Annotated in this window: 13 protein-coding genes and 1 tRNA gene; 7 read left to right on the forward strand and 7 right to left on the reverse strand. The window is 66.9% G+C overall.

Annotation, left to right across the window (positions count from 1 at the left end):
• The first annotated feature begins 21 nt into the window (after window positions 1-21).
• Genes oppB through PRL19_RS12845 form a run of 5 tightly spaced genes read left to right on the forward strand, consistent with a single transcriptional unit; the run spans window position 22 to window position 5,860 of the window.
• A complete protein-coding gene (gene oppB, locus PRL19_RS12825; protein WP_045981409.1) occupies window positions 22-945 on the forward strand; it encodes an oligopeptide ABC transporter permease OppB in 924 nt (307 codons plus the stop codon).
• A gap of 3 nt (window positions 946-948) precedes the next feature.
• A complete protein-coding gene (locus PRL19_RS12830; protein WP_240542400.1) occupies window positions 949-1,875 on the forward strand; it encodes an ABC transporter permease subunit in 927 nt (308 codons plus the stop codon).
• A gap of 1 nt (window position 1,876) precedes the next feature.
• On the forward strand, window positions 1,877-2,989 hold the full coding sequence (locus PRL19_RS12835; RefSeq protein ID WP_273743199.1) for an oligopeptide/dipeptide ABC transporter ATP-binding protein: 1,113 nt from the start codon (window positions 1,877-1,879) through the stop codon (window positions 2,987-2,989).
• Window positions 2,986-4,008: an oligopeptide/dipeptide ABC transporter ATP-binding protein gene (locus tag PRL19_RS12840; protein WP_273743200.1), complete on the forward strand. Its 1,023-nt coding sequence runs from the start codon at window positions 2,986-2,988 to the stop codon at window positions 4,006-4,008. The genes PRL19_RS12835 and PRL19_RS12840 overlap by 4 nt, the downstream gene beginning before the upstream one ends.
• 1 nt (window position 4,009) lies before the next feature.
• A complete protein-coding gene (locus PRL19_RS12845) occupies window positions 4,010-5,860 on the forward strand; it encodes an ABC transporter ATP-binding protein (protein ID WP_273743201.1) in 1,851 nt (616 codons plus the stop codon).
• Here PRL19_RS12845 and PRL19_RS12850 read toward each other — a convergent pair.
• Together PRL19_RS12850 and PRL19_RS12855 are read right to left on the reverse strand one after the other, a co-directional pair.
• Entirely contained in the window at window positions 5,857-7,233 is a 1,377-nt protein-coding gene (locus PRL19_RS12850; protein ID WP_273743202.1) for a GntP family permease, read from the reverse strand. The genes PRL19_RS12845 and PRL19_RS12850 overlap by 4 nt on opposite strands.
• Window positions 7,234-7,335: 102 nt before the next feature.
• Window positions 7,336-7,412 (reverse strand) — tRNA-His (locus PRL19_RS12855).
• A gap of 100 nt (window positions 7,413-7,512) precedes the next feature.
• Here PRL19_RS12855 and PRL19_RS12860 point away from each other — a divergent pair.
• Window positions 7,513-7,728, forward strand: coding sequence for a DUF6324 family protein (locus PRL19_RS12860; RefSeq protein ID WP_045999198.1), 216 nt, complete (start codon window positions 7,513-7,515; stop codon window positions 7,726-7,728).
• Here PRL19_RS12860 and PRL19_RS12865 read toward each other — a convergent pair.
• Window positions 7,709-8,170, reverse strand: a complete 462-nt coding sequence (locus PRL19_RS12865) for an MmcB family DNA repair protein (RefSeq protein WP_252929178.1) — start codon at window positions 8,168-8,170, stop codon at window positions 7,709-7,711. The genes PRL19_RS12860 and PRL19_RS12865 overlap by 20 nt on opposite strands.
• Before the next feature lie 99 nt (window positions 8,171-8,269).
• On the opposite strand from PRL19_RS12865, the gene PRL19_RS12870 reads away from it, so the two are divergent.
• Complete coding sequence (locus PRL19_RS12870) at window positions 8,270-8,617, forward strand: RidA family protein (RefSeq protein ID WP_045981415.1); 348 nt, start codon at window positions 8,270-8,272, stop codon at window positions 8,615-8,617.
• On the opposite strand, the gene lpxB is transcribed toward PRL19_RS12870, so the two are convergent.
• The 4 genes from lpxB to fabZ all read right to left on the reverse strand — a co-directional run bounded on the left by lpxB (window position 8,601) and on the right by fabZ (window position 11,882).
• Entirely contained in the window at window positions 8,601-9,755 is a 1,155-nt protein-coding gene (gene lpxB, locus PRL19_RS12875) for a lipid-A-disaccharide synthase (RefSeq protein WP_273743203.1), read from the reverse strand. The two genes, PRL19_RS12870 and lpxB, sit on opposite strands and share 17 nt — an antisense overlap.
• A 63-nt stretch (window positions 9,756-9,818) precedes the next feature.
• The gene (locus tag PRL19_RS12880) at window positions 9,819-10,628 is read right to left on the reverse strand and encodes an LpxI family protein (protein ID WP_273743204.1); all 810 of its coding nucleotides are present in this window, start codon (window positions 10,626-10,628) and stop codon (window positions 9,819-9,821) included.
• Window positions 10,625-11,413, reverse strand: a complete 789-nt coding sequence (lpxA, locus tag PRL19_RS12885) for an acyl-ACP--UDP-N-acetylglucosamine O-acyltransferase (protein ID WP_273743205.1) — start codon at window positions 11,411-11,413, stop codon at window positions 10,625-10,627. Before lpxA ends, PRL19_RS12880 begins: the two co-directional genes overlap by 4 nt.
• Window positions 11,406-11,882 (reverse strand): 3-hydroxyacyl-ACP dehydratase FabZ, encoded by a 477-nt coding sequence (gene fabZ, locus PRL19_RS12890; RefSeq protein ID WP_045981419.1) that lies wholly within the window; start codon window positions 11,880-11,882, stop codon window positions 11,406-11,408. The genes lpxA and fabZ overlap by 8 nt, the downstream gene beginning before the upstream one ends.
• Window positions 11,883-11,907 lie beyond the last annotated feature (25 nt).

Raw genomic sequence — 11,907 nt, forward strand, 5'->3', positions numbered from 1 at the left:
CCGCAGGGAAGGCCCCACGCGATGTTCGCATTCATCCTGCGACGGCTGGCGGTGGCGATACCCACGCTGCTTCTGCTGATCGTCTTCTCCTTCGTCCTGATGCAGATCGCACCGGGCGGACCTTTCACGGGCGAACGCGCCCTGCCCCCGGCCGTCCTTGCCAACTTGGAGGCGCAGTACGGTCTGAACGACCCGCTGTGGCTGCAGATCTGGAATTATCTGGTCAACGTAGTCGTGCATTTCGACTTCGGTCCCAGCTTCGTCTATCCCGACCGCACCGTGAACCAGCTGATCGCCAGCGGATTCCCGGTGACGCTGACCTATGGCGGGCTGTCCTTCGTGGCGGCCGTCGTCGTGGGCGTGGCCCTGGGCGTGGTGGCGGCGATCTGGCACAACAGCTGGGTCGACTATCTGGCCGTCGGTGTCTCAATCGGCGCGCAGGTGCTGCCGAACTTCGTGATGGCACCGCTGTTGGTGCTGGTCCTGACCCTGTGGTACGGGCTGCTGCCGGGCGGCGGCTGGAGCTTCAGCAATCCCAGCTTCTGGATCATGCCGGTGATCGCGCTGTCGACCAGCTACATGGCGTCGATCGCGCGGATCACCCGATCGTCGATGCTGGAGGTGCTGGGCTCGAACCACATCCGCACGGCCCGGGCCAAGGGGATGCCCGAACACCGCGTCATCATCCGCCACGCGCTGAAGCCTGCGATGCTGCCGGTGATCAGCTATCTGGGGCCGGTCTTCGTGTCCATGATCACCGGGTCGGTGGTGATCGACATCTATTTCTCGACCGGCGGCATCGGCAAGGCCTTCGTGGACAGCGCGCTAAACCGCGACTATGCCGTGATGATGGGCGTCACCATCCTGGTGGGCGCGCTGACCATCCTCTTCAACCTCATCGTCGACGTGCTCTACGCATGGATCGACCCCAAGATCAGGTACTAGGTCATGGTCATCGATCAATCCAAGATGCAGTCCCTGTCCGACCGCTTCGTCGAGGCAGAGGTCCGCGGCCGCAGCCCCTGGGCCGACGCGCGCCGCCGCTTCTTCCGCAACAAGGCCGCGATGCTGGGCCTGACGATCCTGGTGCTGGTGTCGCTGTTCGCGATCTTCGGCGGCTATCTCGCCCAATGGTCGAACGAGGAGCTGGATTTCAGCGTCATGGGTCAGGTCGCCCAGATGGGTCAGCCGTCCATGGAAAACGGGCACTTCTTCGGCACCGACAACCTGGGCCGCGACCTGTATGCACGCGTCGTGCAGGGCACGCGCATCAGCCTGATGGTCGGCGTCGTGGGGGCGGCCATCGCCGTCATCGTCGGCACGCTCTATGGCGCGACGGCGGGATATGTCGGCGGGCGCACCGACCAGATCATGATGCGGACGGTCGATATCCTGATGTCGATCCCCTACATGTTCGTGCTCATCCTGCTGCTGGTCATGTTCGGGCGGTCGATGTCGATGCTGTTCCTGGGCATCGGCCTGATCTCCTGGCTGGACATGAGCCGGATCGTTCGCGGTCAGACGCTTAGCCTTAAGAACCGAGAATTCATCGAGGCCGCGCGCGCCACCGGCGTGTCGTCCTTCCGCATCATCGTCCGCCATATCGTGCCGAACCTGCTGGGCGTGGTGGCGGTCTATGCGACGCTGCTGGTGCCGCTGATGATCCTGACGGAAAGCTTCATCAGCTTCCTTGGTCTGGGCGTGCAGGAACCCCTGACCAGCTGGGGGGCGTTGATCTCGGAAGGGGCCGGCACGATGAACTATGGCACGTTGTGGCAGCTGGCCTTTCCGCTGTTCTTCTTCGTGATCACCCTGTTCGGCTTCTTCTTCGTGGGCGACGGCCTGCGCGATGCCCTCGACCCAAAGGAGCGCTGAGATGGCCCTTCTCGAATTGCGCGACCTTTCGGTCCGCTTCCAGACCAACGATGCCGAGGTGCGGGCCGTCAACGACGTGACCCTGTCCGTCGATGCGGGCGAAACCTTGGGCATCGTCGGCGAATCCGGCAGCGGCAAGTCGCAGCTGTCCTTCGCGATCATGGGCCTTTTGGCGCGTAACGGCCGCGCCTCGGGCAGCGTCCTGTTCGACGGGCAACAGATCCTGAACGCCCCGCCCAAGGTGCTGAACCGCATCCGGGCCGAACAGATCGCGATGATCTTTCAGGACCCGATGACCTCGCTGAACCCCTATATGCGGGTGGCCGACCAGATGGCCGAGGTGCTGACGCTGCACAAGGGCCTGTCGAAACGCGATGCCGTAACGCAGGCCGTGCAGATGCTGGACGCGGTCAAGATCCCCGACGCCAAGGGGCGCGTGCGGCTTTATCCGCACGAATTTTCGGGCGGCATGCGGCAGCGGGTGATGATCGCCATGGCGCTGCTGTGCCGCCCCAAGCTGTTGATTGCGGACGAACCCACCACCGCGCTGGACGTGACCGTGCAGGCGCAGATCATGGCGCTGCTGTCGGACCTGCAGCGCGATTTCGGCATGGCGATGATCCTGATCACCCATGATCTGGGCGTGGTCGCGGGGTCATGCGAACGGGTCGCGGTCATGTATGGCGGCCGCATCCGTGAGACCGGGCCGGTGCGCCCGATCTTTGCCGAACCCACGCATCCCTACACCCAGGGCCTTCTGGACGCGATCCCGCGCGTTGATCAGGATGATGAGGACCTGCGCGCCATCCCAGGCCAGCCCCCGAACATGAGCCGCCCGCCCTCGGGCTGCGCGTTCGAGCCGCGCTGCCCCTATCGCCGCGAAGGCTGCGCCAGCGTCGACCCAGCCCTGGAGGTCTTTGCCCCCGGCCGCGCCCGTGCCTGCCACGCCCCAGTGGCCGAGGTGCTGGCCCGGCGCATGATCGACGACCCGCAGCCCGACCTAGTCGCCGCTGGTGACACCCTGCCGCCGGACGACGCCCTGCCCGAGGGCGCCGTCGCCGGTGCCGGTGCGGCCGGCGCCACCCAGACCCCCGGATCGGAGGCCAAGCCATGAGCGATCTTCTGAGCGTGCGCGACCTGCGCGTGACCTTCCAGATCCGCCCCGAGGGCGCGATGCCCTGGACCCGCCCCAACCCGCTGCGCGCGGTGAACGGCGTCGATTTCGCCCTGGCGCCCGGAGAGACCCTGGGCGTGGTAGGCGAATCCGGCTGCGGGAAGTCGACCTTGGCCCGCGCCCTGATCGGGCTGGTCCCGGCTACGGGCCAGGCTGAATGGATAGACGGCAAGGACCTTCTGGCGCTGACACCCAGGCAGATGATGGCCTATCGCCAAGACATCCAGATGGTGTTCCAGGACCCGTTGGCCAGCCTGAACCCGCGCATGACCGTGGGCCAGATCATCGCCGAACCCCTGACCACGCACCGCCCCGACCTGCCCCGCGCCCAGGTGCGCGAGCGCGTCAAGGCGATGATGGAAAAGGTCGGCCTGCTGCCCAACCAGATCAACCGCTATCCCCATGAGTTCAGCGGCGGCCAGTGCCAGCGCATCGGCACCGCGCGCGCCCTGATCGTTGAGCCCAAGCTGATCATCTGCGATGAGCCGGTGTCCGCGCTGGACGTGTCGATCCAGGCACAGGTGATCAACCTGCTGATCCGGCTGCAAAAGGATCTGGGACTGGCGCTGATCTTCATTGCGCATGACCTGTCGGTGGTGAAACATATCAGCGACCGGGTGATGGTGCTGTATCTGGGCAAGGTGATGGAGATGGGTCCGGTGCAGGCGCTGTATGCCAACCCCCAGCACCCCTATACGCAGGCGCTGCTATCGGCCGTGCCGGTCCCCGATCCGACGATCGAGACCGCCAAGACCATCGTGCCGCTGGCGGGCGACCTGCCCTCGCCCATGAACCCGCCCTCGGGCTGCGTGTTCCGGACGCGCTGTCCGCGGGCGAAGGCTGAATGCGCGGCGTCGGTGCCGCAGCTGACGGTCGGCGACCATCAGGTCGCGTGCCATTTCCCCGGCCCCCTGACCGAGGCCGAGATCGCCCACGCCCGCCGGACCGAGGCCGCCTGAGATGCCGCCCGACGCGCCCGCATCCCCCGATTATGCGGCGCGTTGGGCGGCGCTGAAGAACATCCCGCCCTTTCTGGTCATGGTCTGGCGGGCCAGCCCCGCGCTGACGCTGGCCATGGTGGCGCTGCGCCTGATGCGGGCGCTGATGCCGGTCGCGATGCTGTGGGTCGGCAAGCTGATCATCGACCAGGTCGTGGCCCTGTCGGCCGCGGGCGGGCCGGACACGCTGGCGGGCTGGTGGGACAGCGGGCTGGCGCATCCGCTGATCGGGCTGGTGGCGCTGGAACTGGCGCTGGCGATCGCGCAGGACGTGCTGGGGCGGTTGGTCGCCTATGTCGATGCGCTGCTGCAGGAGAAGCTGGTCATCGACATCTCGATCCGGCTGATGGATCACGCGGCGGATCTGGACCTGGCCTCCTTCGAGGATGCCAGCTTTCAGGACCGCCTGGACCGCGCGCGGCGTCAGACAATGGGGCGCATCCCCTTGCTGAACCAGCTGATGCAGCAGATGCAGGACAGCGTCACCGTCATCAGCTTTGGCGTGGGTCTGGTGGTCTACAATCCGTGGCTGGTGGTGCTTCTGGCGCTGGCGCTGATCCCGTCCCTGATGGGAGAGATGCATTTCAACGCCCGCACCTATGCGCTGAACCACGCCCGCGCGGCGGACCGGCGCGAACGCGACTATCTGCGCATGATCGCAGCTACGGCCGAGACCGCGAAAGAGGTCAAGATCTTCAGCCTAAGCCCTTGGCTGCGCGACAGATATCTGACCCTGGCCCGGCGGTTCTACCTGGAGAACCGGGTGATCCAGCGCCGCCAGCTGTCGGTGATGGCGGTGCTGACCGCGCTTGGCACGCTGGCCTATTACGCGGCCTTTCTGTGGATCATCGCGCGCACGCTGACGGGGCAGCTGTCCATCGGCGATCTGACGTTCCTGTCAGGCAGCTTCCTGCGCCTGCGCGGGCTGCTAGAGGGGCTGCTGTCGGGGTTCTCCAGCATGGCGGGTCAGGCCATGTACCTGGACGACCTGTTTGATTTCTTCACCGCCCGCCCGGCCATCGCCAGCCCCGCCGATCCGCTGCCGGTGCCGGTGCCCATCGCGCAGGGCTTCCGGTTCGAGAATGTGGGCTTCCGCTATCCGGGCCGCGAGGATTGGGCGATCCGCGGCATGACGCTGGAGCTGCGCGCCGGAGAGACGGTCGCCCTGGTCGGAGAGAACGGCGCGGGCAAGACGACCATCGTCAAGCTGCTGGCGCGTCTGTATGACCCGGACGAAGGCCGCATCACGCTGGATGGGCGCGACCTGCGCAGCTATGACCTGGACCAGCTGCGCGGCACCGTGGGCGTGATCTTTCAGGACTTCGTCCGCTATGCAGTGACCGCGGCCGAGAACATCGCCATCGGCCGGATCGACGCGCGCGACGACCGCCCCCGCATCGTGACGGCGGCCGAACGGTCCCTGGCCGATCAGGTCATCGCCAAGCTGCCCAAGGGCTATGACCAGATGGTCGGCAAGCGGTTCGCCCGCGGCTTGGACCTGTCGGGGGGCGAATGGCAGAAGCTGGCCATCGCGCGTGCCTATATGCGCGATGCGCAGCTGCTGGTGCTGGACGAACCCACCGCCGCGCTGGACGCGCGGGCGGAATACGAGGTCTTTCTGCGGTTTCGCGAACTGACACAGGGGCGGACGGCGCTGCTGATCTCTCATCGCTTCTCATCCGTGCGGATGGCCGACAGGATCATCGTGCTGGAGGGCGGCCGCGTCCAGGACCAGGGCAGCCACGCCGAGCTGGTCGCCCGGCCCGGCCGCTACAAGGAGCTGTTCGAGCTGCAGGCCCAGGGGTACCGTTAAAGCACCGTCCCCAGCACGATCACCGTAATCAGCGCGATGACCGGGATCAGCACCGCGACCACGAAGATGTCGGGATAGCTTTTCTTGTGGGTCAGCCCGGTGATGGCCAGCAGCGTGATGACCGCGCCGTTATGCGGCAGCGCGTCGAACCCGCCCGAGGACAGCGCCGTGACGCGGTGCATCAGTTCCATGCTGATCCCCTGTTCCTGGCCCATCGTGGCGAACTGTTCGCCAAGCGTGTTCAGCGCGATGGACATGCCGCCCGAGGCCGATCCGGTGATGCCGGCCAGCACGTTCACCGCCACCGACAGCGACGCCACCGGGTTGTTCGGGAAGAGGCCCAGCACGGCGTCGCGGATCAGCGCAAAGGCCGGCAGCGAGGCGATGACGGCGCCATAGCCCACTTCGGACGCGGTGTTGAAGATCGGCAGCAGCGACCCCATCGTGCCGGAATTGACGCTCTCGCGCAGGTTGGCAAAGCGGCGCAGGTTCAGGCCGACGGCCAGCAGGATCGACGCGACCAGCGACACGATGATCGCCCAGATGCCGGCGACCGACGACAGGGTCGTCTCTCCATAGCGCGGTTCGGCCAGATAGTCCGCGGACATGTTCGGGAAGACGAACCAGGTCAGGACCGCGTTCAGAACGATCACCGACACCACAGGCAGGATCGCCAGCGCGAAGGGCGGCAGGTCCGCATCCTCGGGCAGGGTCGCGTCAGCGGCGGTGACGGGGTGGTCGCCATAGCCCTCGGCCCCGGCGGCGCGGGCGCGGCGGTTCAGCCACATCGTGCCGCCTGCCAGCATGATGACCCCGGCCAGCGTGCCCAGCACCGGCGACGCGAAGACATTCGTGCCGAAGAACGGCATCGGAATGGCGTTCTGGATCGCGGGCGTGCCGGGAAATGCCGTCATGGTGAAGGTGAACGACCCAAGCGCGATGGCCGCGGGCAGCAGGCGCTTGGGGATGTCGGCGCGACGGAACAGCGCGTTGGCGATGGGATAGACCGCAAAGGCCACCACGAACAGCGACACCCCGCCGAAGGTCAGCACGCCGCAGGACAGGACGACCGCCAGCACGGCGCGCTGAGCGCCCAGCTTGTCGACGATCCATTCCGCGATCGATCGCGCGGCGCCGCTGTCGGCCATGACCTTGCCGAAGATCGCGCCCAGCAGGAACAGCGGGAAGTAGGTGATGACATAGCCGCCAAGCGAATTCATGAAGACCTGGGTATAGGTCGCCAGAATCGGCAGGTCCCCGGACATCACCACCGCCAGCAGCGCCAACAGTGGCGCCAGGATCAGCACGTTGATCCCGCGATAGGCCAGATACATCAGCAGTATCAGCGACAGAAATATTCCCAGCAGGCCCATGCGGCGTCCCTCTCCCGGTTGCAATGGCGTGCATGGTCTCACGCGCGGGACGCGCTGCGCAAGATGCTGCAGTGCAGAAAGTGGCCGGATGCTGGGGAAAGGTGGTACCGCCTCCCCGGCTTGAACGGGGGACCTCTAGATCCACAATCTAGCGCTCTAACCAACTGAGCTAAGGCGGCACAGGGCGGTTCTTTAGCCCCGTGTCCGCAGGGTTGCAAGCCCCGCTTGCCGTGAAATTGCGTCCGCGATACAGAAAGTTTCACCGCGAAAGGACAAGCCATGGGCATCAACAGCGAAAGCGACATCACCGCGAACATCCAGATCGGCCCGACCGACCTTGGGATGGTGCGGATCTATGTGCAGGGAGAGGGCGTGGACCTGCCGATGGACTTCGACCCCGAGGAGGCGACCGAGATCGCCGAGGAGCTGATGGCCGCGGCCGAGGCCGCCCGCGCCATGGCACAGGGCGGCAAGCCTAAGAAGCCCCGGCGATAAGCGCGCCCGGGTCGCACATCACCTGCAACCGCAGGGCTGCGGCCCGCGCAAAGTCGCGCTGCACCTTGGTGCGGCGCGGACCCGACAGGCGATGTTCGGGGGCCATGCGGGTGATCTCGGCGCCGAAGGCATCGGCATGGATCAGGCCGGTGTCATCGGGCAGCAGATCGGTCGGAAAGTCGCAGTCGACCGCCCAGAAATACCGGTCGCACCAGTCAAGGTACCCCTGCCACTTGCGATCGGCCTGAAAATCGGCGCGACAGCTTTTGCATTCGACGACCCACAGCTCTCCCTTTGGGCCAAGGCTGATCAGGTCGACGCGCAGGCCCCGGACGGGGGTGAACTCGGTCAGCACCGCGTGGTCGAGGCTGCGCAGCAGCCGCCCCGTGCCGCGCGCGAGGCGCTGGCCGGGCATGGCGGGCAAGGGGGACAGGTCGGACATGGGCGCAGGATAGAACGCAACCGGAACGTCCGCAACCCGCCTTGCCGCCCCCGCGCCCCGCGTATAGCGTCCGCGCGCATATCGCCAAAGGAGAGCATCATGACCGATATCAAGCGTCTGGAAACCGGCCCGCGGATGAGCCAGGCGGTCATCGCCAACGGTTTCGTCTTTCTGGCAGGCCAGGTCGGAGAGCCGGGCACCTCGGTCACGGACCAGACCACCGCGATCCTGAACCAGATCGACGCGCTGCTGGCGCAGGCCGGCACCGACAAGACCCGCATCGTCTCTGCCCAGATCTGGATGGCCGACATGGCGAAATTCGCCGAGATGAACGCCGTCTGGGATGCCTGGGTGCCCCAGGGCCACACGCCCGCCCGCGCCACCGGCGAATCCGCGCTGGCGACCCCCGACTACGCGGTCGAGATCATCGTCACCGCGGTCCTGTGATCGCCTGAACGACAGAGCGCGCCGCGCGCAGGCCCGGCGCCTCTCCCCCCTTGCCCAAGCGGTCCATGGTCAGGTCCATGGCGTCCAACTGGGCACCCCGCTTTGCACGGTTCTCCAGCGCGTCCTGCAGCGCCTGTGCCATGGGGCCCGGCTGGCAGCGGCTGCCCAGGAACTCGGGCACGGCGCGCGTCTCGCTGACCAGGTTGACCAGCGTGACGGTGTCGGTGCGCAGCAGCGCCCCCACGATCAGGCGCGACAGCGGCGCCATGTCATAGCCGATGACCATCGGGATGCGATTGGCCGCCAGTTCCAGGCTGACGGTCCCCGACGCGGCCAGCGCCAGATCGGCGGCGGCAAAGGCGGCACGCTTCTCGTCCGGCTCCTCGATCACGATGGGGGCTGTGGGCCAGCGGCGGATCATGTCGCGGACCATCCCGGACACGCCCGGAACCGTCGGCAGCACCACGCGGACTTCGGGCACGCGGTCCCGCAGGCGGATCAGCGCCTCGTCGAAGCGGGGGCCAAGGCGGGTGACCTCTCCGCGGCGCGAACCGGGCAGGCACAGGACCACCGGCGCGTCGGGCGCGATGCCATGGGCATTGCGGAACAACTGCGCCTCGTCCGGGCCAGCCACGTCGGCGGTGGCGACGGGATGACCCACGAAATCGCAGGTCATGCCCGCGGCCCGCATCAGCGGCGGTTCGAACGGCAGAATCGCCAGCACGTGATCGATCACCTGCGCCATCTTCAGCGCCCGCCCCGGCCGCCAGGCCCAGACCGAAGGCGCGACGTAATGCACCGTCCGCAGGTCGGGACGCTGCGCACGGACCAGGCGCGCAACGCGCAGGCCGAAATCGGGGCTGTCGATGGTGATCAGGACGTCGGGGGCGGCATCGATAACCGACTGCGCGGTCTGCGCGATGCGGCGTTTCAGGTGGCGGTATTTCGGAAGGACCTCCCAGATGCCCATGATCGACAGCTCGTCCATGGGGAACAGGCTGGTCAGGCCAAGGGGGGTCATGGCGGGGCCGCCGACGCCCAGGAACTCTGCCTGCGGATCAAGCTGACGCAGTCCCGCCATTAGCGCGGCGCCCAACTGGTCGCCCGAAGCCTCGCCCGCGATCAGGAAATAACGCATGCCGTGCCGCCTTCTTGCTGCCAAGTCATGGGTATTGGGACGGACGCGAAAGGGCCAGCCTTTTCAGTCCAGCCCGCCTGCCGCCCACAGGAACAGGCCCGCCGCCTGTGCACGGCGCACCATTTCCGGGCGGTCCAGAAGGATCACCTGTCCCGCCGCCCAGGCAATGCCGGCAAGTCCCGCCGATACGGCCTGATCCACCGTGTCGGGCCCAAGGGTCGGCAGGTCGATGCGCAGATCCTGTCCCGGCTTCGGCGCCTTGTAGAGGACGCCGCGGGCGCCTTTGGGATTGGGGCGCAGGTCGGCATGGCGCGCGGCGAAATCCAGCATCGCGGCAGTGCCAGGCAGCGTTTCCAGAGCCAGACACAGGCCCTGCGCGACGACCGCCCCTTGACCCAGGTCCAGCGGCCCGGTCTGGGCCAGGATCCGCGCGGCCCGGCCCGCGTCCCTGCGGTCTGCATCGGTCGGCTCTCCGCTCAGGATGCCTTCCGCCGGGATAAGTTCAGGCGCAATTTCACTGACGGAACAAACCGTAAGGTCATTCTCCTCGAAAATGTCGAGGACCGTTCGCAGTGCGGCGTCATCGCCCGACTGCATGGCGGTCAGGATGCGGGGGACAAGCTGCGCGGTCCGCGGGTCGAACGCCTCGGGGTCCAGCCGCGGCCGCCGGATCGCGCCGGCAAAGACCACGCGGGTCACCCCTTTGGCATGCAGATCATCCAGAAACGGTACCAGACGTTCCAGCTGGAACGTCGTGGCGGTCAGGCCGTCCGGGGCAAAGCCCGGCAAGGCGAAGGCCAACGGATCGTCCAGGCAGGCGGCAACGGCCGGGGCCAGGGCGCCCTGCCCCGCAATGATGGCGATCCGGCTCATTCGGGTTTGGGCGCCAGAAAGCTGCGGTCGGACGGGCCAAGGATAAAGTCCAGCACGTCGCGTTCCATGCCGGTCACCTGCGCCTCGGCACGCGTACGGGCCGTATCGCGGAAGGATCCGCGGCCCAGATCGCCCAGCAGGGACCGCAGCGCCGCGATGTCGGACCGGGTCGCGCCGCGACGCTTCAGCCCGATCAGGTTCAGACCGTCCAGATGCCCGCGCGGCCCCTGGACCAGGCCATAGGGGACCACGTCGGCAGTCACCATCGTCACCGCCCCGATCATCGCGCCGCGGCCGATGCGGACCCATTGATGCACGCCCGACAGCCCGCCCACGATCACGTCATCCTCCAACACGCAATGGCCCGCGATGGCCACGCTGTTGGCCAGGATCACCCGGTCGCCGATCCGGCAGTCGTGGCCCACATGGCTGGACGCCATGAACAGCCCGTCGTCGCCCACGGTGGTGACGCTGCCGCCGCCGGCGGTGCCGGGGTTCATCGTCACGTATTCGCGGATGCGGTTGCGGGCGCCGATCTGCAGGCGGACGTCCTCGCCCTTGAACTTGAGGTCCTGGGGGACCTCACCGATGCTGGCGAAGGGAAAGATCACCGTCCCCTCGCCCACCGAGGTGTCGCCGGTCACGACGACATGGGATTTCAGCTCCACCCCGTCCGCCAGCCGGACCTTGGGTCCGACCACGCAGAACGGGCCAATGCGCACCCCCGCGCCGATCTGGGCGCCGGGTTCGATCACGGCCGAAGGGTGGATCAGGGCATCAGCCATCCTTGCGGGCCATCATCGCGGTGTATTCCGCCGACGCGCACAGCTGGCCGTCGACCATGGCCTTGCCCTCGAACTTCCAGATCTTGCCGCCGCCGCGGATGGCGCGGCAATGCAGCTCCAGAACGTCGCCCGGCACGACCATGCGGCGGAACTTGCAGTTGTCGATGCCCATGAAATAGGTCTGCATTTCCTCGTCGATGACGTTCATGCTGATGCCCACCACGACTGCCGCGGTCTGGGCCATCGCCTCGATGATGGTCACGCCGGGCATGATCGGGTGGTTGGGGAAATGGCCTTGGAAATGCGGCTCGTTGCTGGTCACGTTCTTGATGCCCACCGCACTCTCGAACGGGACGATGTCGCGCACCTTGTCGATGAACAGGAAGGGATAGCGGTGTGGGATGATCCGCTTGATCAGCGACAGGTCGGCCTCGGTATAGGGGGCGGGATTGCGCGTGTCGTCAGCCATTTGCGTTCCTTGAGACGGTTTCGTC

This window comes from Paracoccus marcusii, assembly GCF_028621715.1.
GTDB classification, from domain to species: Bacteria; Pseudomonadota; Alphaproteobacteria; order Rhodobacterales; family Rhodobacteraceae; genus Paracoccus; species Paracoccus marcusii.